General features: G+C 39.3%; 19 protein-coding genes and 1 riboswitch. Of the genes, 15 read left to right on the top strand and 4 right to left on the bottom strand.

Annotated features, from left to right (window positions below; translation table 11 throughout):
• Positions 1-233: 233 nt before the first annotated feature.
• The 14 genes from spoIIQ to QA612_RS07195 all read left to right on the top strand — a co-directional run bounded on the left by spoIIQ (position 234) and on the right by QA612_RS07195 (position 17082).
• A complete protein-coding gene (spoIIQ, locus tag QA612_RS07265; protein WP_278283126.1) occupies positions 234-1031 on the top strand; it encodes a stage II sporulation protein SpoIIQ in 798 nt (265 codons plus the stop codon).
• 1186 nt (positions 1032-2217) lie between these two features.
• Positions 2218-2499 (top strand): sporulation transcriptional regulator SpoIIID, encoded by a 282-nt coding sequence (gene spoIIID / locus QA612_RS07260; RefSeq protein WP_278283125.1) that lies wholly within the window; start codon positions 2218-2220, stop codon positions 2497-2499.
• A 141-nt stretch (positions 2500-2640) separates the two neighbouring features.
• A complete protein-coding gene (gene mreB / locus QA612_RS07255) occupies positions 2641-3645 on the top strand; it encodes a rod shape-determining protein (protein ID WP_278283124.1) in 1005 nt (334 codons plus the stop codon).
• A gap of 91 nt (positions 3646-3736) precedes the next feature.
• Positions 3737-4561 carry a flagellar hook-basal body protein gene (locus QA612_RS07250; protein WP_278283123.1) on the top strand — a complete coding sequence of 275 codons (825 nt, stop codon included), beginning with the start codon at positions 3737-3739 and terminating at the stop codon, positions 4559-4561.
• 292 nt (positions 4562-4853) lie between these two features.
• Positions 4854-5672, top strand: a complete 819-nt coding sequence (locus tag QA612_RS07245; protein ID WP_278283122.1) for a flagellar hook-basal body protein — start codon at positions 4854-4856, stop codon at positions 5670-5672.
• Between the two features lie 44 nt (positions 5673-5716).
• Complete coding sequence (locus QA612_RS07240; protein ID WP_278283121.1) at positions 5717-6328, top strand: DNA-directed RNA polymerase subunit beta; 612 nt, start codon at positions 5717-5719, stop codon at positions 6326-6328.
• A 1053-nt stretch (positions 6329-7381) separates the two neighbouring features.
• Positions 7382-7816: a 3-hydroxyacyl-ACP dehydratase FabZ gene (gene fabZ / locus QA612_RS07235; RefSeq protein ID WP_278283120.1), complete on the top strand. Its 435-nt coding sequence runs from the start codon at positions 7382-7384 to the stop codon at positions 7814-7816.
• A gap of 339 nt (positions 7817-8155) precedes the next feature.
• On the top strand, positions 8156-9817 hold the full coding sequence (locus QA612_RS07230; protein WP_278283119.1) for a sensor domain-containing protein: 1662 nt from the start codon (positions 8156-8158) through the stop codon (positions 9815-9817).
• Positions 9818-10740: 923 nt separating this feature from the next.
• On the top strand, positions 10741-10869 hold the full coding sequence (locus QA612_RS07225) for a hypothetical protein (RefSeq protein ID WP_278283118.1): 129 nt from the start codon (positions 10741-10743) through the stop codon (positions 10867-10869).
• Positions 10870-10985: 116 nt separating this feature from the next.
• On the top strand, positions 10986-11111 hold the full coding sequence (locus QA612_RS07220; protein ID WP_278283117.1) for a hypothetical protein: 126 nt from the start codon (positions 10986-10988) through the stop codon (positions 11109-11111).
• 189 nt (positions 11112-11300) lie between these two features.
• A complete protein-coding gene (locus QA612_RS07215; RefSeq protein WP_278283116.1) occupies positions 11301-11771 on the top strand; it encodes a hypothetical protein in 471 nt (156 codons plus the stop codon).
• Between the two features lie 564 nt (positions 11772-12335).
• The gene (locus QA612_RS07210) at positions 12336-14105 is read left to right on the top strand and encodes a C40 family peptidase (protein ID WP_278283115.1); all 1770 of its coding nucleotides are present in this window, start codon (positions 12336-12338) and stop codon (positions 14103-14105) included.
• Positions 14106-15204: 1099 nt separating this feature from the next.
• Positions 15205-16533: a hypothetical protein gene (locus tag QA612_RS07200; RefSeq protein WP_278283113.1), complete on the top strand. Its 1329-nt coding sequence runs from the start codon at positions 15205-15207 to the stop codon at positions 16531-16533.
• A gap of 117 nt (positions 16534-16650) precedes the next feature.
• Positions 16651-17082 (top strand): VOC family protein, encoded by a 432-nt coding sequence (locus QA612_RS07195; RefSeq protein WP_278283112.1) that lies wholly within the window; start codon positions 16651-16653, stop codon positions 17080-17082.
• 150 nt (positions 17083-17232) lie between these two features.
• Here the strand turns inward: QA612_RS07195 and QA612_RS07190 are convergent, their stop codons facing one another.
• Complete coding sequence (locus tag QA612_RS07190; protein WP_278283111.1) at positions 17233-18564, bottom strand: TrkH family potassium uptake protein; 1332 nt, start codon at positions 18562-18564, stop codon at positions 17233-17235.
• A gap of 2 nt (positions 18565-18566) precedes the next feature.
• Entirely contained in the window at positions 18567-19232 is a 666-nt protein-coding gene (locus tag QA612_RS07185; RefSeq protein ID WP_278283110.1) for a potassium channel family protein, read from the bottom strand.
• A 188-nt stretch (positions 19233-19420) separates the two neighbouring features.
• Positions 19421-19625, bottom strand: a riboswitch (cyclic di-AMP (ydaO/yuaA leader).
• Positions 19626-20160: 535 nt separating this feature from the next.
• Here QA612_RS07185 and QA612_RS07180 point away from each other — a divergent pair.
• On the top strand, positions 20161-20790 hold the full coding sequence (locus QA612_RS07180) for an NAD(P)/FAD-dependent oxidoreductase (RefSeq protein WP_278283109.1): 630 nt from the start codon (positions 20161-20163) through the stop codon (positions 20788-20790).
• A gap of 445 nt (positions 20791-21235) precedes the next feature.
• Here the strand turns inward: QA612_RS07180 and QA612_RS07175 are convergent, their stop codons facing one another.
• Complete coding sequence (locus QA612_RS07175) at positions 21236-22909, bottom strand: GMC family oxidoreductase (RefSeq protein WP_278283108.1); 1674 nt, start codon at positions 22907-22909, stop codon at positions 21236-21238.
• A complete protein-coding gene (locus tag QA612_RS07170) occupies positions 22893-23504 on the bottom strand; it encodes a gluconate 2-dehydrogenase subunit 3 family protein (RefSeq protein WP_278283106.1) in 612 nt (203 codons plus the stop codon). Before QA612_RS07170 ends, QA612_RS07175 begins: the two co-directional genes overlap by 17 nt.
• Positions 23505-24028: the final 524 nt, after the last annotated feature.

Here is a 24028-nt window from a genome sequence, read left to right as displayed (position 1 = left end):
ATTGAATAAGACTCTCTGTGTTGTAGTTAGCCTAAATCTAAAAGCATACGGTGAATCTTCCTACGTAGCTAAAATCTCCCAATGCCTCACCTAAAATTCCTTATGCTAGACTGAAAAATTCCAATGAATATCTATGAATATCACTTTCGAAAAAGTCGTGATCGAAAAAATTTTCAGAAATATGTATAAAGTTTAATCAATTTGATCAGAATGGTTGCTGAGGTGGTGATCAAATGAGTAATCATGAGGAGAAACATGGTTCCAAAAACGAAACGATGCAGGCTAAAATGAAGCGCCTAATGAAAAAGCGTTGGGCAGTACCTGCATTATACTTAGGAATGGCAGCTGTAGTTTTGACGACATTCATTTGGGTAGCTGGTACAGGTGAAGACGTGACAGAGGATCAACGAGACTCAGAGTTTGATATTGCAGATCCTGATGGTCTTGATGAACCAATGGCAAATGATGATGAAGACGCTGTACCTGTAACAGCAACGAATGAAGTCTTTCAGCTTCCAGTGTTAGATGAAAATGAAGTTGCAGTTGTTGGTACATTTTATGATTATGAATCTTCTACAGAAGAGCAAGAAGCAAGTTTAGTCCGTTACAACAACTATTTTTACACAAACAAAGGGATTGACTTATCTTCTGAAGAAGGTGAAAGCTTTGATGTAAGTGCTGCTATGAGTGGTACTGTCGTGAAAGCGGAGGAAGATGCTTTATTCGGTCAAGTTGTTCATATTGAGCACGACGAAGATATTGTCACAATCTACCAAAGTCTTGATGGTGTTCTAGTAGAAGTTGGACAAACAGTGAAACAGGGCGACGTAATTGGTAGAGCTGGTAGAAACCTCTATAATAGCGATGCTGGTGTACATGTACACTTTGAAATTCGCAAAGAAGGGGTTGCGGTGAATCCACTAGATTATATGGAGCAGCCAATGAACTCTTTGCCAGAAATGGACCCTGAAAGAGTAGCTAACGAAACGGAAGCGGAAGAGTTGCCAAATCCAAATGTTGAAATAGAATAGACAACTTCATAATCTAAAAAAATATGAAGCTAATCTAATCTATGAAGTGGACACTGATCTATTGAATGTAAAAAAGAATTATAAGTCTCTGCTAGAATTTGAAGCCATTACTAGAATGGGAAATTTGAGAGAATTCACGTCTAAATTAATGGCGAAAGGTACAGCTACTACATTCTAAGTTGAAAAATAGCATTCGCAATTTGCTACAAAAGTATCTTGAACCATTTGTAAAAAACAAGTAGAAGGTTTTCAAAATTAGGTTTTTATACTGAATGAAATGGATAGTGGAGATCAGTTAGCTGATCAAACCTATCGTCATAGTGAAAAACGAAACAGGCTTGTATAGTATATGGAAGTATCGTAGATGTTTAAGATCAAGGTGTAAAAAATAGAGTTGATAGCTTGTGAAACATGAATAAAAAATTAATCTGCTGTTGACATAAAACAACTCTAAACTTGACTAAACATATGTGAGTAGACTGTATACTTGAACGAACACAAAGACCTAATATTACATACTAATGTGTATAATGTGTATGTAATAGTTGGATGAAATCTTAATTTGTAAAACAAATGGTCAAGATGAGGAAAAAGTAAATGTGACTATTCTTTCAGGAATGTAGTAGAAAGTCCATTTGTATCTTAAAATAACCTTCGATAGATAAAGGGAAGCTTCAGAAGTGTAACTCGAAGTTGAAGAATCAATACTTGTTTCATTAACACAGGAAGCAAAGAGCACATTCGCCAAAAAAACTCAAGTCAATTAACAAAAAGTTCAGGGACCATGTCCCTGAACTTTTTGTGTCGTGAACAAAGTAAATAAAAATATTTTTAATCTTAGGTAAATGTTGGGTGGTTGTTCTGGGGGAGGGGTTGGTGAATGAGACTGTCATTGTGGTGATGGCTTTTTACATAATATTATTATGGATTATTTTTATCGGAATTTTTAAATTATTTTATAGTTGGATGAGCTTTGTTCGTTGAAAGTATGCATATATGTGAACCTCCCTTAATACTATTTAACAAACCTTACCATAATCTTAGGTCGTTCAAGAAGAATGAGGAGGGTGGCAGACAACCTGCAACCACCGGGGATCGCAGCTGAGACATCATGAGAATCAAGTAAGGGGTGCTGTCTTTTCTTTATCTTTTTGGACTCCAGAAACACTCTAGGGAGGCGAGAGGTGTGCACGATTACATCAAGGAGAGAACAATCAAGATTGGAAGGTACATCGTTGAGACGAGGAAAACTGTTCGTACAATTGCAAAAGAGTTTGGCGTGTCAAAAAGTACTGTGCATAAAGACCTAACAGAAAGGCTTCCAGAAATTAATGCTGAACTTGCGACTGAAGTAAAGGAAATCCTCGATTACCACAAGTCAATTAGACACTTGCGAGGTGGCGAAGCGACTAAGGTGAAGTACCGAAAATCTGATGGAAAAAAAGAAGAAGAGGTAGTAGAAACATAAAGTTTAAAAAATGTTTATTCCTTCCACTAAAATGCGCCATTATATGATAAAATAGTACAATGGACATAAGTATGATGTAGAATCGGAGTAATTATAAAAAAAAGTGGACGATATCCATATCGCATCAGGGAGGAAAAAGGTATGTTTGGAAGGGACATAGGTATTGATTTAGGCACCGCAAATGTGTTGATTCATGTAAGAGGAAAAGGCATTGTTCTAAACGAACCATCCGTCGTGGCTATTGATACGAACACTAATCGAGTCCTTGCTGTAGGGGATGAGGCATTTCGGATGGTTGGTCGAACGCCGGGGAATATTGTTGCAATACGTCCATTGAGGGACGGAGTCATCGCTGATTTTGACACAACGGAATCTATGTTAAAGCACTTTCTTAACAAGATACGAGTAAAAGGTTTCTTAGTTAAGCCAAGAATTTTAATTTGCTGTCCTACAAACATTACATCGGTAGAACAAAAAGCCATTAGAGAAGCGGCAGAAAAAAGTGGCGGTAAAAATATTTATTTAGAAGAGGAGCCGAAAGTTGCTGCTGTTGGTGCTGGTATGGATATTTATCAACCAAGTGGAAACATGGTCGTTGACATAGGCGGTGGAACAACGGATGTAGCCGTTCTTTCCATGGGAGACATCGTCACCGCCTCATCAATCAAGGTTGCAGGAGACCGCTTTGATAGCGATATCCTCAACTACATTAAGAAAAAGTACAAGCTGTTAATTGGAGAACGTACGGCAGAACAAATAAAAATTAACGTAGGAACGGTTTTTCCAAACGCCCGGAATGAATCCATGGATATTCGTGGACGAGATATGGTAAGCGGTTTGCCACGAACAGTTGAAGTAACTTCAGAAGAAGTGCGAGAAGCTTTAGAGGAAGCAATCTTCCACGTTGTACAAGCTTCAAAAAATGTATTAGAAAAAACACCACCTGAGTTATCGGCAGATATTATTGACAGAGGAATTATACTGACCGGTGGTGGTGCTTATTTACATGGTATAGAGCAGCTACTTGCAGATGAATTAAAGGTTCCTGTATTTATTGCTGAAGACCCAATGGGTTGTGTGGCTAAAGGGACAGGAATGCTGTTGGAAAACTTAGATCGTGTTACAAGAGAAAAGATAAAATTCTAAACTTTAATGTTAAGAATCTAGTAGGAATACTATTCCCAGAAATACAATTTTAAAACATACATACATATTTTTATAAAAAGAGGTGGAGAAAATGCTCCGAGGTTTATATACGGCAGGTGCGGGTATGATTGCCCAACAGCGTCGACAGGAGATGCTAACAAATAATATGGCGAATGCTGATACGCCAGGCTTTAAAGCAGATAAAGCTTCTTTAAGGTCTTTTCCGAATCAGTTACTACAAGCGATGGGGACAAATCATACGCAAAAGTATGGAACAAACCGTATTGGGGAGCTTTCCACAGGTGTTTATTTGCAAGAAAAGACACCAAATTTTCGCCAAGGTGACATTCAGGAAACATTTAATACGACAGATATGGCACTACTTCAAAGTGTGGTTCCGCAAGATGAGGAAACTGGACAAGATGCCATGCTTGCCTTTGTCGTGCAAAATAGTGATGGGGAAACTCGATACACTAGGAACGGGAACTTTACCTTTGATGGACAAGGCTTCTTAACAACATCACATGGACATTATGTCCTTGATATAAATGGAGAACCAATCAATGTAGGATCTGAGGACTTCCGTGTTAGCAGAAACGGTGAAGTTTTTGATATAAATGATGAGGTTATTGGTCAAATGAATGTATCTGTGATTCCAGACCCTACACAGCTAGTGAAAGAGGGGAATGGACTCCTCCGTTACGATGGGGAGAATGATATTGTCACGGCTTTGGGGAATGAAGAGGTAACATTTCAAATTGCTCAAGGATTTGTGGAACGATCGAATGTTGATGCATCCCAAACGATGACCGAAATGATGAATGCCTTACGTTCCTTCGAAGCAAATCAACGAGTGCTACAGGCGTACGATCGAAGCCTTGAACGGGCAGTGAACGATGTTGGACGTATTGGCTAAATAAAAGAATTACCTTTAAAAACATGAAGGAAAAAACTTATACGATATACAGCTAAGAGTAACCAAAAGTAATATCTAAAGAATATCTAATCTAAAGGATTTCTAATTTAGTGAATTTCTAATTTTAAGGATAACTAATTTAGTGGATATCTAATTTAAAGGGTTTTGTAATTTAGAGGATTTAGAATATAGAGGATATTTGGTTTAAGGTATTTCTAATATTAAGGAATTCCAATGTAACGGGAAAATTTCGTTTGTGAGAATAGGGTAGGTGATAGGAATGAACCAGTCAATGATTTCGTCTGCCGTAACAATGGGGCAGCTACAGCAAAAGTTAGATACAATTGGTCACAATCTAGCAAATTCCAATACAACAGGATACAAGCGTCGGGAAACGTCGTTTTCTGATCTTCTTGTGCAACAAATTAATAACCAATTTGTGAATCATCATGAGGTAGGACGGGATACGCCATACGGCATTCGTCGTGGTTCAGGTGCTGCTATTGCACAAACGGCAGTGCGCTTTGAGCAGGGCTCCATCCAAAATACGGACCGCCTTCTCGATTTGGCTTTTACAGAAAAGGGATACTTTTTTGAATTGTCACCTACGGAGGATGGGGATCGTCGTTTTACGAGAGACGGTGCGTTTTATTTTGCTCCTAACCCTGATAATGAAGAAGAGAATTTTATTGTTAATCAAAACGGTGATTATTTATTGAATGTTAATGGGGAACGAATCGGGTTGCCTGCCGTTTATGATGATATATTGATTCGTGATAATGGTATAATAGAAGCAACGGTAAACGGGGATGAGAATGTTGTGGTGGGGCAAATAAACATTGTTCAGGTAACGAAGCCGCAGCTTTTGACTATGTTCGGGGAGAATACTTTTGTTTTCCCAAATCTAGAAGATCTTGATCTTGAAATGGCTGATGTGTTAAATGAGGCTGCTGGGGCGGAGGTTATTCAGCAGCGGGCGTTGGAGATGTCGAATGTGGATATGGGTCGTGAGATGACGGAAATGTTGTTGGCGCAGCGGCATTATCAGTTTAATACGCGGGCTATTTCGATTGCGGATGAGATGAGGGGACTTGTCAATAATCTTCGTTAAGGATAAAATTGTGACGTAGGTCGTATTTTATTGAGGAGTTTATCATGTATAATGACTATAGACGTAGTGATAAATATAAAAATCTGAATGATAGTAGGCAGAATAAGAATGAGGATTCTTTACCGGGGGATGAATCTAAGCTTAAGGATGATTCTAGCTCTGACAAGGGTCGTGATGCTAATTATTCAGATGGAAATTCGTCTTTGGATGGTTCTAATGGATCGGTTAAGGTTCAGAAGCGGACTAGGGCTAAGGTTGTGGATTTACAAAGCGAGGCTGATATTGGGGAAGATCAGCGTCGAAGAGGAACGGAGAATAGTGAAGTGGAACAGAAGGATTATAGTTTAGAGGAGTCGGCGAAAACGGTTTCGAAGACTGGTATGTCGAGGAAACAAATTAGACTTGAGAAGGAAAAGGCGAAAGAGAAAGAGGCTTCTGTGAAAAAAGTGAAGCGGGGCCGAATTCGCATAATCCCAGTTTGGATTAGGGTTGTTTTTGTACTTGCTCTTTTTGCTGGTAGTCTTATTGTTGGGGTGATGGTCGGTTTTGGTATTGTTGGTGAAGGTGAACCTATGGACGTGTTGAATCGGGATACATGGTACCAGCTGTACGATTTAATATATTTAGATACAGAGCTAGATCGGAGCAATCGTTAAGCTTCGTTAGTTTGTGCCCAAAGTGGTGAGTGGTGAAGAATTTGGTATTTGTGATAATGGTTTTACATAAATCATGTCAAAATATTATTTGTGGACGGAATGGAATGGTTGAGACATTGATGGGAAATATGGATGAAAAAATATAGCTGTGTTCTCGGGGGAATCGAGGATATGGCTTTTTTGTTTATGGGTAGGAACCTATCCTGAAAATAGGTATGGTTCAGGAGTGGAATGCGACGAATCCAGCGACGTGCATTTACATCATGAGTTGTCTTGACTGGTAAAGCTTCTGAGCAATACTTGGCAAAGGTAGAGAAATAAGCGTTTTAGACACCCGGAAAGGGAACTTCTATCTTCCCGGAAAGCATGGTTTGTGTCATTTGCGGTAGAATGGGGAGCTTCTAGATGACTCCAAAGCTACCATGAAAATACAACAGTTCAGTAGTGAAGGGTGACGACTCCAGTGGGATCAGCACAAGTCCGAAAATCCCCTAGCACTTACCGAGTAAGTGGTAGGGAGTTGAGGCCGTGCCCACGCAGCCAGGATGGCAGGATTACACCGTTGCCCACAGGACGTGGGCTGCCCTTAGACGTAATTGATTCACCAGTAACGGATGATCCAACTTGATGAGTATTTTCATCCTCCATGGTGCAAGTTTAACTTGCATGGGTGGTCTACCCTGAAAATACACAGGTTCAGTAGTGGAGGGCGACGACTCCTGCGGGAAAAGCAATAGGTGAAGACCCGACAATTCGGCACGTTAGTGCGAAGTGTGGAGGCTGAGGCATTGCCCGAGGAAAGCTGTCGCCAGTAACGAATGAACTCACTATGAAATAATTTCCATCCCTCAAGATGCAAATCTCCACTTGCATGATGGTCTAACATAAAGGAAGAATAGTACCAGCCAATAAGGATCAAGAAAGACTTATTAGTCAAAGAAAGAAACATTTATAATGAAACAAAGGTAAATTCCACTTGTAACAAGCTTCGAAAAAAAGTAAACTAATGATGAATAGGGGATTGTAACCTACATATATGAGGAGGTCATAAATATGACACTTTCAATTGATGAAATAAAAGAAATTATTCCACATCGATATCCTTTTTTATTAGTGGATCGTATTTTAGAAGTGGAGGAAGGGCAACGAGCTGTAGGGTTGAAAAATGTAACAGCTAACGAAGAATTTTTTAACGGCCACTTTCCAGATTACCCGGTAATGCCAGGAGTATTAATCATTGAAGCGTTAGCACAGGTTGGTGCAGTTGCTATGCTGAAGAAGGAAGAAAATAGAGGTAAGCTAGCTTTTTTTGCAGGAATTGATGGGTGTCGTTTTAAAGGACAGGTGAAGCCAGGGGATCAATTACGTTTAGAGGTTGAAATGACAAGGCTTCGCGGGAAAATTGGAAAAGGGAAGGCAGTTGCATCTGTGGATGGAAAAACTGTTGCTGAAGCGGAGCTAATGTTTGCCTTGGACGACAAAAAGTAAAACTGACACAAAATTGTACGGGACCATGTGTGTGAAAATTTGTTCACATTTGGTCCTTGTTTTTTTTTTTGGCATATCGTCAGTAGGTCTTTTATAATTATACAATTATTAAACATTGGTAATACATACTTCTGTACATAGAATTTATACCTGTTATAATGTTTCTGACAACAAAGTACATGAAAAATCGACAAATACGCTTATTAAATTTATTGTTTAGGGGGGATGGAAAGGAAGGTATATTGATGTTCTTATGGTTTTTATCATATATCATTCCTTACCACGTAAATGAATCAAGAGTTTAAAAATTTCATAAGCGACTACGATAATGTAATACAAATGTTTTATCAAACAAATGATGGGTTAATTGTTACGAACAGTAATAGGGAGATCATCTTTGCCAATCCTGCATTTGAAAAAATGACGGGATATACAATGGAAGAATTACATTTAAGAAACCCCAATTATTTAAGCTCTGGAAACACTGAAAAGCATATATATGAGGAAATGTGGAGCAATATTAAAGATCATGGATCTTGGTCAGGGGAGTTAGTCAATCGCAAGAAAAATGGAGAACTTATTTATTCCTATACAACCATCACTCAAATAAATGAAAACAAGGAGCACGATTCCTTTTATATTGGTGCAGTAAGAGATATGACAGATCAGAGGGAAGCGGAACAGAAGCTTGACTATCTTGCCCACTATGACTTGTTAACGAACTTACCTAATAGGACAAAATTTAAAGAGATCTTAACGACAAAGTTAAAGGATGCCGAACATCATAATAGATTTGCTTTACTTTTTTTAGACTTAGATCGATTCAAGCTAATTAACGACACATTAGGACACCATGCAGGCGATATTCTGTTAAAGGATTTTGGGAACCGATTACGATATATTTTTGGTGAAAAAAATATTGTGTCACGTTTTGGTGGTGATGAATTTCTCATTTTATTAGAAGATGGGAGCACAGAGAAAAAAGTAATTCAATATATCGAACAATTTTTTAGATACCAACGAGAAAACCCTATTTTTATCGAAAAAAGAGAGTATTATATTACGGCAAGTGTTGGAATTAGTTTTTATCCGGATCACGGAATTCATTCTGATATTCTCATTCAAAATGCCGATACTGCAATGTATTCATCTAAAGATGAAGGGAAAAATAATTTTCATTTTTTTCATGACAGCATTAAAGAGAATGCATTTAAGCAACTGGTCTTAGGCAATCACTTAAGACTTGCTTTGGAAAAGTGTCAATTTGATGTTCATTATCAGCTAATGGTGAATACAAATACGATGAAGCCCTATGGTCTTGAGGCATTAATTCGTTGGAACCACCCCGTTAAAGGAGTATTAGGACCAAACGAATTTCTTCATGAAGCAGAAGAATTGGGTCTCATTGTAGAGATGGATTATTTCGTTATGAAAAAAGCTATTGAGCAATTGAAGCAGTGGAATGAGAAAGGTTATAATGATATGGTCATTTCTATTAATGTTTCAAAAAAACAGTTTGACGATGCCGAATTTGCAAGTCGAGTTATTCACATTATAAATAACACTGGAATAAACCCTCACCAAGTCAGTCTTGAAATTACGGAAAATTATGCTTTAAATGATGTGGATGACGCGTTAGAAAAATTAATAGCACTAAAAAATAAAGGTGTCAGAATAGCATTAGATGATTTTGGGATTGGCTATTCTTCATTAAGTCAGCTCATTCAATTTCCAATTGATACTGTAAAAATAGATAAAGCCTTTTTGAAAAATATCGAAGGTGAAGAATTAGGAAAAGATGTAGCCTTAGTAAAGGCTATTGTACAAATGGCAAAGCAGTTAGGGTTTTCTGTTATATGTGAAGGAGTTGAAAAGGAATCGCAGCTTTTGTTTGTAAAAGAACAAGGAAGTGATATCGCACAAGGCTACTTCTTTAATAAACCTCTACCTGCAAGGGAAGTTGAACAACTTTTTGATATATGTAATGAATGCCCTGTATAATGACAAAAAATTTTTAACGCATAAGGATCACCATTAATTTGGCGGTCCTTATTTTATTTTTGCAAAAAATGTAATGAGAGTTTATGAAGAGATTATCAGTCATTGTCATAATATTGTTGAATTGAGGTGGAAAGTTGTCTAACTGTACCTTAAATAAACGTTTGTTTAACATTTATTTTGCAAAACAACATGTGATTTCTACTTTAAAGACCATATTTCCTAGGAAATATGGTTTTTCCCTAAAATAATACAACTTGTGGTGTCGAATTAAAACTTTAATTTGAATGAGATATTGAGATGAAAGGCGAAATTCGGAAATTATAGTTAGCAGAAGATAAGACATTTGAGATTCGAATCAAGCTTAACCTGCTTCGACTAGACCAGATTCAATCTGCCCCGATTCAACGATCGAATAGGGGGGAGAATGGAGATTGAACTAGGGTAAAAGGAACCGGGTACAGCTAGATCGGGTACAAAAACCCTCGGTTAAACGGCGGAGTATGTTGGAGAACGATGGAGCCCCTACTAGGTAGAGTTCCACCTGTTTTATAGTAAAAGCTTTCTAACGATTATAGTTAAATCATTCTTGGGTTTTTACGACAATAAAGATAAAAAACGACAATATCAAAATGTGTGTAATGATTGTGAGATAATCTATAAAAGAATAAAAAGAGGTTTAAAACCATTGTTTAGGTGAAATAAGGCTGTTAGAATCACTGTTGAAACTAAAGGTGACTAAGCAGGGGCCAGACACTACGAAATAATCTACTGTGGTTCGCGTCAACAAGGGTGAATATTCTTTGCAGAAAGAATAATTCCCCTTTTCATATAGATGATTTTTCTCTTCTTATGAGGCGGGAAATTAGGTGTCAGGCACCAAAAAAAGCACCAAAAGCTGGCACCGAAAAAAGGAGGCTTGTTGTATGAAGAAAAAATTAATGTTGATTCTGATGTCTAGTCTTTTCGCGTTAGGAATGGTTACTGCATGTGGTGACATTGAAAATGACCCTGGTCAACAGCCTAACATTAATGATGGAGGCATTGGAGGCTAAAGCTTAAGTGTTTCTAGCTAAAGGTCTCAACCACCGTCAAATTTTGTTTAATTTGTGTATCATAGCTATTTGAATGAATAATTCTAACCAAACGTTATGTTAAGGAGGAAAATTTCATGAAGAAGAAGCTATTTCTAATATTACTATCTAGTGCATTTGCCTTTGGAATGGTTACTGCATGTGGGGACTATGACGATCCGCCACAACAGCCTAACATTGATGATGGAGGAATTGGAGGTTAAGCCATTCGCTTAAGCAGCTAGCGTGATCATCTCTTTTTCTATATCCAATAAATGGTCATCGTTTTCTTACATGAATTTTGACAAAAAATAATAAAAGCTTCCTCTTTGGGTCATGATAAGTCATAAGAATTCAGCTTAATGGATTCCGCAAAATGATAAATGACTATCAAACAACAGGAGGAAGAGCAGATGAAGAAAAAGATGTATTTATCATTGCTTTCGGGTGTTCTTGCGGCTGGGGTATTGTCTGGTTGTGGAACAACGAATGATGATAACATTGTTGATCCGATGTTTGATCCAACAGAAAATAATCGCGAATTAAATCGTGGTTATGACACTGGCGATGACTTCAATGGAAGAGGCTTAAATCGCGATGGTATTGATACCCATGGCAATCGCGGTGGATTAGGCAATGATGGGTTTAATGGAAGAGGCATGAACGGTGATCTTGACGGAAGAGACCAGAACAGAGGTCTAGATAATGACATTGATCGAGAAGAGCAACAACGTTATCGAAATAGCCGTCAAAATAATAACAATAATAATGGATTCACCGAAGAAATGGGATATGGTCATAACTTAGTTGACGAAGATGGTCTTGGTGATGTGTTAGTAAATCGTGAGCATTATGAAATGGTAAGACAACGAGACAATCGTTAATAATGTTCATTAAATATTGAAAACGCAGTTCCAAAAGGTAAGTTCATTCATATAATGGTTATGTGGAGAGAGAGAGTGAAATGGTTAATTACCAATGGCTCTCTTTCGATGAAGCAATGTTATACTAGGTCCATGGTCTATTAGCCACAGGCCATGTTGACTCTATATATAGGAGGAAAGCTTGGCTGCCACCACCTTTCCTCCATTCACAAAATTGTCAGGGAACAGGTTCCTGACAATTTTGTGACAATCATTTACTCCCCTAATATAAATGATGAAAAAGCTAGTGAGATATTCACTAGCTTTTTTGCGTGGATCAATTCTGCTATTTAACGATCTACCTCAACATTCCTTTCGTCCACATTCTTTAATTGGTAATAAAAAGAAAATATATACAAAATCATACAAACGTATAGAATAGTCCCTCTTTGTTTTTATATAAACTTGATAAAATAAACTATAATAAATTGTTCTTTTTAGTGAACAACAAATTACAGATAAATCAATCAACCAATAAATATAAAAACATCCAACAACAACAGAATAATTGAAAGAGGTGGAGACATGGTTTTTCAATCAAAAATTGGAACAGCAATTGTCACAACTGCTGCAGCTACAGGTGTTTTTCTAGGAGCACCGACCATATCGGAGGCGGCTTTTGGAGATCAAACCTTATATTTTGGAATGAAAAATGAAGATGTCGTTATTTTACAAGAACAGTTAAAAGGAAAGGGGTACTTCCACTTTCACACAGCAACCGGTTACTTTGGGGATATTACAAAAAAGGCCGTTCAAGATTTTCAACGGGATAACAATCTAAAACAAGACGGCATTGTTGGGCCAACCACCTTTGCTGCATTAAAAAATAGCACCATCTCTACATCGACAAATACATCAGGGACAGCTGCTCCCTCTACATCTAATGGGAACAGCACAGCAACTGCTTCCGCAAGCAGTCAAAGTCAATCTTTGCAGCAATTAAAAACAAGTGGAGCTTTGCGAATTGGGTCAAGGGGAGAAGAAGTAGTTAAATTGCAAATGTACCTGAAAAAAGCAGGCTTTTTCGACTACCATGAAGCAACAGGCTATTACGGGACTATAACAGAGGCTGGCGTACGTCGCTTTCAGCAGGCGCGTGGCTTAAAGGTTGATGGTGTAGCTAGTAAGACGACACTGGAGGCAATAAATAAAGACATTCAGGCAACATCAACTACAGTAAAAACGAATAGCGGTTCAAGCACTACCACTACCAATACTGGCTCGAAAGGATCGGCGAATACGTCAAATTCTACAACTACTGCTACTTCCAGTGTGAATGTTGGGAGCCAATTGTCTGCGTCTGCACCTGCATCCTTAGTGACAGCAGCATCAAATTTGGCAAAAAGCAGTGTTACTCTCCGGGAGGGGAACCGAGGTAACAGCGTGAAAACATTACAGCAAATGCTCATGCATGTTGGTCATTTCAATTATCATGAAGCAACCGGTTATTATGGAACAATCACACGAGATGGGATTCGTAGTTTTCAGCGTAGCACAGGGTTAAAAGTGGATGGAATTGCGAATCCACAAACAATAAAAGCACTAGAAGGAGCTATTACAAGGGAATCCAACAAGGAGACAACGACAAAGCAAACGACAACGAACAGTAAGTCGACCAATTCCAATTCCACATCTTCGTCCACCTCTAGTTCGAATTCATCGGTGAAAGCTGTATCCAATGTTCCAATATTACAGGTTGGTAGCAGAGGGAATGAGGTAACGGAGCTGCAATATCGTTTGCAGATTTTAGGGCATTTTCACGTTCAGCCAACAGGATACTTTGGCGATATTACGAAAAATTCCGTGATTCAGTTTCAGAGGCAGTGGGGATTAGTTGCAGATGGCTTTGTGAGTCAAGCAACGTGGAACAAGCTAGACGAGGTGTCATCCATTCATTTATCAGATGCCCAAACGAAGGCTTCCTCAAGTTCAGCTTTTAATGCCATCAATTTAATCGCTGACGCTGGCAGTTATATAGGGACCCCGTATCTTTGGGGTGGAACGACTAGTCGTGGCTTTGACTGTAGCGGGTACGTGCAATATCTTTTCAAAAAAAATGGTGTTCATCTTCCCCGAACAGTAGCTGACCAATGGAACGCAACCGTCTCTGTATCAAAACCGAAAGTAGGGGATATCGTCTACTTTGAAACGTATAAAGCAGGTCCGTCTCATAACGGAATTTACATTGGAAATAACCAATTCATCCATACGGACTCCACGAGGGGAGTAACCATTACAAGCCTAAGCAACACGTATTGGAGCCAAAGGTACCTAGGGGCAAGAAGAATTAAATAACAAGTACAGCACATTAGCACACTTGAAGGGATTTTCCGTAAACGTTGGCGAAAAAAATAAATCATAAATCGAAAGTATAGCGAATTTACCAACTATTTTTGCACCCTAATTTTGGACATATAAAACATAAAGAAAATGGCTCCGATTTAATTGGGCCATTTTTATTTATTGACTAACAGACCTAAGTATAGCAAAACTTTTACAGCCAAAATTAAAAATAATTATAGCTTTATTGATATTGGAGAATCATCTGATATATCGCTATGCTAAGTCCTAAACTACTCGCTTTCATTTTTGATGGATGGTTTCTTGGATTACGGAACAAATGAAAGAAAACAATAATAAATCCCAGGGGTATCCATAACTCAAATAAACCATTTTTTGTAATGGTGGAAAAAAGTGGAACGATGATAGTGCAAATCAGAAAGTAGAAGAAGATTGTAAAGCGTCTTGTTTCTAGTTGTTTACTCCATCTTACTAACAAGAAAATAATGACTATTGCGATTATTGTCATGTGTAAAGGGGGAAGTGAGATTCCAAAATTTCCAAATTCGAAATGCACGTGAAACACCTCTCTTTATGATGAAATTAAGACTCTTTCTGTACATAACCACTTAAAGCCTTCTTTCTGTATATACCCATTTAATAGTTTCGTTTTATACACCCATACTTTTTTGTTTGTGGAAAAAAATGTGCTAACGATTTCTTAAACAATGATCCTAGTTTGTTTAACTCGCTTTGTTCGCAAATCCATATACATATTTTAACATTATTTCGTTAGATTCCGTTCAAAAACTCGTAAAAGTATATATATAAGGTTAAATCTGTTTGACTGGAATAAAAAAATAAGCCTTGATTCTTAAAAAAAACTCCGTCTCTATTTGATTTGATTGCTGATTGTGGAAAAAAATGAGAAGCTTCCTTTACAATATAAAGAATGAAGCAAAACTATTTTAAAAAAAATTCATCAAAGGTGTATTTTCAAAAAAACTTAGTCGGGACAACTAACACAATATGGTCGTTGTTGTGTCTAAGAAAAAAGTTTCAAAATGGGTTTAGAAATTTGTTTTCAAACATGAATGAAAATGGGGAACGGCTTATGGGTGAAAAGGATAAAGCAAATAGTAAAAACGAAGGCGAACGTGATACGAGTACGCATAGTGGGTTGAAGAGTGGTACTTACCAGTTTGGTAAAGGATTGCTGGCTGCAAAAAAGTTTGTCTATAGTTTTACTAAAGAGGAAGTTAAAAAGGGGTTGCCGTTCTTTATCGGGACGTTGGTGGTGTTGTTTGTGGTGGTGGGCCTCCTCCAACAGCGCAATGTTAGCAAGGACTCACATTATATAATGGAGGTGCTGGCGCCAATCAGTTCATTCACGTTAATAAATGAGATTTTGGGTTGGTTTACGTTCGTGGATAACTTGTTAATGGTGTTTGGTGTTTTCCCTTCGGTGCAGCTTGCGGATTTATATTTTTATGATCAAACTGGGATGTCGATGGAATTTACAAATTGGGTGTATTTTATGTTAGTGGTTGCTATCATCTCCGTTGCTGGTTGGATTAGTCAACAGAAAAATGGCTGGGGTTTACTGGAGCAAGTGCGGCAATCGATCTTATTTGGAGGTCTGTTAGGTGTCATTCTTTTGTTGTTTGCCTTGGACCAAAGCGCCACGGGGACCATTTCTATTTGGGGTTATCAATATGAATTGATTAAAACATATTCTGCTTTAGAGGCGTTTATCGTTGGTTTTTTGACTGGATTTATGAGTTATGTTTCTGGCATGTGGACGAGATCAAAGGAGTGGCGTGCAGGGTCCAGGCTTCGGTCGGTGAACGACTATACGAATGGGGCGGTGCCAGGTGTGCTGGCGGCAATTAGCACCTTGGTTATTGTGATTATCGTCTTTGTGATTGGAACGATGTTCAATGGCGGTGTTCCGTTACAGGCTAGGGGGGCGGAGCTTCTATATGATTCTCCAACTGTCCTTCTTGGGGTTCAGCTAGGGATTCATTATTTTGCCGCTGTTCATTTTATTCCGATCACCTTAATGGGCGAGGTAGCTATGATTTTTTCTGGTGGTTTTGGGGAAAAATTTGGTGTACATCCTGTTGTATCCATGATTTGTGTAGTGGTAGTCTTTGGGGGGCATTATTATTGGGGACGGAGACTGGCAAGTGTGGTGAAGGATAGTGGTCATCTGAAATGGAGGCTTTTGTTGGCCTATGCTGTTAGCTATGGGCTTGTTTCGGCGGTTGTCGTTCATCATTTTAAAACTATATTGGTTCACAATAACGTTGAGATCCTTACCATAAGTGCGAACTTCTTTACAACTTTCTTTCTAATGACGTTGCTCGCCGCCGGGATTTCCGGTTTGACCATGTGGATTATTCTTAGGTGCCAGGGAAAAAATAGGGAAAAAAACGTATAGGTATATCATGATATCTGTCTTGATTATATAGCTGAGAATGAGGAATGTAATGGGAAGAACCGGGTTTTGACATTTAAATAGGATATCTATTCTAAGTACAAGGAGACTATTGATTTCATGATGAAAACGTTAGACCATATTGGTGTTGCAGTTAGAAATATAGAAGATAGTATTCAATTTTATACGAATGTTTTAGGTGGCAAGCTGATTGATCGTTACAAAAGTGAGGCAGTTGGGGTGGAAAGTGAGATTGCGGTCATGGATGTGAATGGGGCACGAACGGAATTGCTTGCACCTACAAACAACACGACCTCTCCTATTGCGAGATTTTTAAAGCAAAAAGGAAAAGGTGTCCATCATTTAGCCTATCGAGTGGATGATTTAGATGAAGCGTTACAAGAGTTAAAGTTCAAAGGAATTGGTGTGCTGGAAGATACATTACGGACAAACAAGCACGGTCGACGGTTAATCTACTTAAATCCTGCTGATACGAATGGTACGATAATTGAATATTGTGATTACCCAAATGTGGGGACCAAAAATTTCTAGGATAGTACAAAGACGGAGGTGGAGAAAGGTAGGGGGCATTTGTTAATTATATCGAAGCGAGGAGGGGGCTGCTTGCCCCCAGTTGCCCCCAATGCAACTTTCTAATCATCTTCTGCTGTATTTTAACAAAGTGATATGGTAGTTGCTAGATTACCCAGTAAACACGTCGCCCTTTGGATAGGATATACGTGACTTTGATGATTTGGCTAAAGCAAAGGCTAATGTGAGTGGACCAATTCTGCCAACAAACATTAAGACGATAATGATTTGTTTTCCGTAAAAAGAAAGCTCACCCGTTAATCCCATGGATAATCCAACCGTTCCGAAAGCGGAGAATGCTTCAAATACAATTAAGATAAATGGGGCGTTTTCCGTAATACTTAGGCCTAAAATAGAAATAAAGATCATGGCCATGCTTATGACCACAATGGCGAGAGCCCGATTGATGATGTCATGGTGAATTTGTCGTTCAAAAATAACAGGCTCCTGTTTTCCCCGTAAATATGTGATGACAGCTAACATAATGATAAGAAATGTGGTGAGCTTCACGCCACTTCCCGTTGAAGCACTTCCAGCCCCAATGAACATAAGAAGAAGGGTAAAAACGATGGATCCTGTTGTCATATCGGCAGTTTCAATTGTATTAAACCCGGCGGTTCTTGGTGTAACAGCTTGAAAATAGGATGCCCACAATTGCTCTACCGTGGTTAGCTGTCCAAAAGTTAACGGATTAGAAAACTCTAATGCGAAAATCACAAGCATTGCAACCACATTCACGAAGAGAGTGCCGACTAACATTATTTTAGTGTGAAGGGCTAGGTGGCGAAATTTCCTTGTTGTCATAACATCATATAGTACGGTAAATCCGATTCCGCCGATAATGAATAATAGCGTAATCGTTACGTTCACTATTGGATCGCTAACATAGGCAGATAAACTATCATCCCACAAGCTGAATCCTGCGTTATTGAAGGCGGAGATAGAATGAAATAGACTTGTATAAAGGCCATAGCTCCAGCCATACTCAGGTACCCACTTGAAGGCGAGGATCCCAGCTGCAATGAATTCTATTGTGATGGAAAAAATAAATAGTATTTTTACTAAATTAACAACGCCTCCGATGGAATGTTGATTAAGTGCCTCCTGAATCAAAACACGTTCTCGCAATCCAATTCGTTTTCCTAAAATTAAAATAGTAATAATAGCAAAGGTCATGAGCCCTAATCCACCAATTTTAATCAAGATCATAATGATGGTTTGCCCAAAGATGGTGAATTCTGTGCCAGTACTTACTACAACTAATCCAGTTACGGTTGTAGCTGATGCTGCAGTAAAAAGGGCATCGATCCATGAAACTCCACCTGTTGTACTCCAAGGGAGCTTCAATAGGAGCATCCCAATGATAATCGCTGCTGCAAAACCAAGTGCTAAAATTTGTGGTGGAGTAAACCGCCAGCGTTGAAATGGATTTATTAGCTTCATCGTTACATTGCCTGATCTTCAAAGCGTTTTATGTCTTTGTTATGGCCGATGACGATGAGTAAATCCCCCTTGGAAATTTCATACATTGGTTCTGGAGAAATATCGATATTATCACCATTCTTCACAGCTAGTATCGTTACTCCATATTTTGATCGAATGTCGAGCTCAATCAAGGAGTTTCCTTCTAATTTACTTGTTGCTACGAGCTCAACAATGCTGTATTCCTCGGAAAGCTCAATAAAATCTATTATTTTATCATCAGAAAGCTGCTGTGCAATACGTTTTCCCATATCTTTTTCTGGATGGATAATATGGTCTGCATCGATTTTCGCGAGAACCCTATGATGATAGTCATTTTTTGCTTTTACCCAAACGTTCGCAATGCCCATTTCTTTCAGTAACAACGTTGTTAAAATGCTTTCTTGTATATTGTCCCCAATAGCTACGACTACAAAATCAAAGTTACGGACGCCTAACGATTTTAGAGTGGCTTCGTCTGTAGAGTTCGCTACAACGGCGTGAGTTGCAATATTTGAAAACTCATTTACTTTTGCCTCATCTTTATCCATAACTAAAACTTCGTGTCCGATCCTTACTAGCTCGCGACAAATACTTCCCCCAAATCTCCCTAAACCAATAACGACAAATTGCTTTCTACTTCCTGCCATTCGTTTCATCTCCCTCAAACATAAAAACTAGCCAATTGATTCGCTAAAAATGAAAAATAGTCGTAGTTGAATAATATACAGTCGGTTTTATAAATCAGCTTCGCACACCACCTCAGTGATTGTACGAAGCAAACTTTATAAATGAACGTATAAAAAAGACCTCTTCAAAGAAGGGTCCAGTAACTAGACCTTTCTCCCTGCACGCTTGCGAAGTTAGCTGTCGGGTTAGGGGATGAGAGTACCCCTTCTTCTAATAAGATTCACCCCAAGACGAAATGTATTCGTTAAAAACAAAGCTAAAACGAATAATATCGAATAAAATGATTCCTTTCATTCGATTATTCCGCCAAATTTGGTTCCTCCACTCTAAAAAAGATTCAGCGATCAAAAGGTAAATTATTTATTTGTTTTTTTATTTCTAATCGTAATTTACTCCTAACTTTCGAAGTTGTCAAGATGGGGGTGAGGTAGCTCATAGAACGTGTGAGAAATGATGAAAAGGGGGGGATGCTCATAGAAGGTGTGAAAGATGATGAAAAAAGGGGGGACTCATAGAAGTTGTGAAGTGGCTCATAGAACGGCAAAACCTGCTCATAGAAAAAGTAAATGCGGAAAAATAGTAGTCTGGTCGTGCAAATAATTGTTATTTAGAGGAGCTGGCGCTACCTTCTGACAGAAAAGACATCATAAACACGACTAACGACCACCTCATTACCGTGAGTAAACACAAAAATCCCCTATTGAAACAAACGCCTGCTTAAAATCTTAACAAATATTCACTATATCATCAGCTATATTTCGATCACACAACACTTGAATACTATACCGGGGTATCATATAATAATAAAACAAGAAGACTTAAATGAGTAGAGGAGCAACATTTAGCAGTTTCAGCTTAGTTTTTAACAAAAAAGGGGGATTTCGGAGGATGGAAACATCAAAAATGATACCATTAGCAGTAAACGGTGGTGTAGGCTTTGGCGCAAAACTAACACCGAAGCAGCTCATTACGTTGGGAACATATTTAGACGAGGATTCGGAAATAGAGCTCACAACATTTCAACAAATGATCATAAGGGTGGAGGAATCGAAGCTGGAGGAAGCAACGGCCGAATTAGAGGCGGTAGGGTTTTCCGTTTATAAGGTGGGGAATTATGTGAAAAGCCTTCGTACATGTAACTTTTGTAAAGGTGCAGAGGAAGAAGGGATGCCCGTTGCAATTGAATTAAATAAACGAATTGCGGGGCAAGAAGTGCCATTTACCCTTCGTCCTGCCTATACAGGGTGTCCGAATGCGTGCGGTGAGCCGCTGATCAATGACATTGGCGTTATCAAGCGGGATGATCACTACGAACTGTATGTAGGAGGAAAAGCGGTTGGGGAGGATGCTAGAACGGGGATTCTTCTCCAGGATAAACTGTCACCTGATGAGTTGTTTGAATTAGTTGATCGGGTCCTAGCAATTTACCGAAATAACGGGAGAAAACGTGAAAGAATAGCCAAATTCATTGATCGTTTTGGCTTTGAAAACTTGAAGCGGGAAGTAATCGTGTCGTAGATGTAATCCATGCACCACAATGAGATTGAACGGTAGACAACAAGTAGAATGCACAAATAAAACCCAGTAGCAAACATATGAAAACTCATGGGAAAAGAACCTTGAACTGTGCCATCTCAACCTAACAACGTGGAGAGGAAGTTCAATAAGCTTCCCATGAGTTTTTCCAAAATCACCATTTTCACTTCAGCAAGCTAACCAAAAATAATGAAGCTTATAAGTTGAGAGACTTTTCAGCTTCAATACAAATACTAATTTGCTAAAAACATCAGCAGCCGGTCGCCCCAGCCAACCAAAATTAACCAGCGACCTTCGCCGAGTACCTAGTCACCTCCAATCAACCTATCAACCGACCACCCCCTTTCAACCTAACAATCCCCCATACGAACTGATGAACCTGCAAATTAACCCAACGAACCAACGAACAAATCTAACAATTATCAAATCACCCTATCACCTTACCGACCTTCGCTTCATGCTTGATGAACGCTGCTACCCAATAGGCTAAGGCTCCTACTGTCTCCCCTGGATTGTAAGCACCGATAATTGGGAAAGAAGAGCTGCCAACGACGAAGAGGTTATCCACCTCGTGTGTTTGGCAAAAATGATTCACAACGGATTCAGCTGGGTTTTCTCCCATTCTCGTGGTTCCACCAGCGTGACTGTTCAGTGCCCAAGGATTTCCTAGCTCAGCCCCCCATATGTGGAGTGCTCCTGCCTCTTCATAAATTTCATAGGCCCGCTGACGTAAAAAGGCGAGCTGTTTTGCCGTTTGTGGGTGCCAATCGAAGGTAACACGAGGGACTGGCAAGCCGAATGAATCCTTTATTTTAGGGTCTAAATCAATGTGCTTATCGTCCTGAGGAGGTTCTGTTAAATAGATTCGACTATTGTAATGGTGTGTATATGCTTTTTTTATAAAACGTTTATATTTTTCGCCCCAGTTAGGAATGCCATCTGGAGTTGGCGCCCCTGTAAATTCGATAGGCTGACCTGCAAGGCCATGCTGATCGGCACCAGTAATATTGCCACCCATGACGAAATCCTCTCCAAACTCCCTTGGAGAAAAATTATCGTCGGCGAATCTATTCACAGCCCATCTTGGTGTAGGACCAATAAAGGAATTCATCGGTTCATCGAAGACCCCAATCAATTGGGTAATGTCACGCATATGGAAGTATCGGCCAACCTGCCCTCCGTTGTTGGCTATTCCATTAGGAAATTTTTTCGATTTTGATAAAAGCATCAAATGGGTAGATTCCAAATAATTTGCTGCAATGATCACAAGGCGACCTGTAACATGCTGTACCTCTCTATTTTTATCAAAATACTTCACCCCTTCCGCACGGCCATGCTCGTCAACCGTCACCTCGAATGCTCGACTATGAAAGCGAATTTCAAAGTTTTGATTCCTCCTAGCTTTCCGTATTTCTGTAAGTCCGACATCCCCTTTCGCTTCCACAGTACAACCGTAGCTTTGGCAAAAACCACAATAGCCACATGCATGGCGACCATCATAATCAACGGAATTAATGGCGCCCGGAACTGGAAATGGATCGTAGCCTAAGGAACGGGAAGCTTCAACAAAGTGTCTCGTTGCATAGCTAGGTGTTGTGGGAGGCATAGGATAGCCCTTTGGACGGGGTGGATGAAATGGATCCTTCGTATGATCGCCACTTACACCGATCCGTTCTTCAAACTTTTGATAATGTGGCTCCAAGTCATAATAGGAGATTGGCCAATCTGCCATCGCCCCATTCTCTACTTGCCCGAAAACACTTCTCGCTTTAAAGGTAGCGGGCTGAAACCGCCAAGATTGGGCACCCCAATGGAGGTGATCTCCACCAGGTCCCCAACCATTCCAGCCTGTTACAACTCTTTCTCTTGTTTTCCTATCGTCTGACCGCCATGTAAAACGAGGTTCATCCTGCGGCCCCCATAGTACTTTATTCCTTATGGGGAATTTTAACTCATCCATGGCGTATTGTTTGGAGCTAATGTCTGGTCCCCGTTCTAATGAGATAACATGAAGTCTAGCGTCTGTTAGCTCTCTAGCAATAATTCCTCCTGCACAACCACAACCAACAATCACAACATCTGCATCATATTTTTTTACCATTGTTCTTTCTGACATCTCCTCTCAAGCTAACAATATCGTCTGTGACCCAGCCTCGGCTCATGTGGGTAATAGGGTGAAATCTAGCTCCTGGATAATCGATTAAATTCCATCCAATCATATTACGATTCCCACCATACTTCGGATCAGCAAACATCCCCTGCATCGTATGCTCTCTAAGTAATTCAAAAAACTCTGTCCCCTCTAGCTTTTGGAGAATAGCTGTTCTATCTGTCTGGGGTAAATTAAGAAATGATTTACCAAACGCGGATCTTGCTAATTTTTCAACTTGTTCGATCCCATCTTCATACGTCTCAATGTCCTCCTGGTTGGCCGTTCGTAATGCTTGAAGAATAAAGCGTCCCACTCCGGCCTGTTTTGCACCAGGAAAAATCGTGTCTACAGCTTCACGGAGAACACCGACAAAAATTCCCTTAAACTCACGAGGAGAACCGGTTGTTGTAGCTGTTTCTTTCGTTTTGCCACGTTGGCGATTCCGTTCCCGTTCCTCCCATTCCTCCTCGGTAAAACACATTTGACCTCTACCATCTAACGGCCGTGCGCGCATAGCGGCAGGCTTTACTTTTTTTCGACTCATTGACTCTATCTCCTCTCTACGGGACAGGGGGGACAGGGACTTTGTCCCGTTTTGTAATACGACGCTAACATACTATTCGAGCATTAATTAAAGGATATTTTTTTCCGAATGAGAAAAACTTGGCATATTGGGGCCAAGTAAGGAAGTTGCGTTTTTTCCAATAAGTATTACAAACAAATATGAAAGGATAGTTGAGTGAAGCTTTAACGGAATAAAGAAAGTGAACGTTTTGTTCAAATGAAAATAAACACTTCCAAATTGAAGTGAAGTTAAACAAAAAGTGCAAAATTGTTTACATTAAAGTTTATTTTCAAAAGCATTACCGTATTCCTAGTAATGCAATGCTAACAGTTTATTCTATCGTCATATAAAGGTAACGGCGGGGGACAGAGGGACAGGACCTTGTCCCGTTAGGATCGTCGCCAATTATCCTGCAAATATTGAAATAAAAGAGTGGCATTAATATAGTGGAGTCCAATGAACCTGTAATAAAATAGGTATTTGAGGTAGGGGAGGGGACAGTG

The sequence above is a fragment of the Evansella sp. AB-P1 genome (genome assembly GCF_029688925.1).
Classification (GTDB): domain Bacteria; phylum Bacillota; class Bacilli; order Bacillales; family Salisediminibacteriaceae; genus Evansella.
The sequence above is the reverse complement of the archived record's forward strand: the minus strand, read 5'-3'. Positions and strand labels throughout refer to the sequence as shown.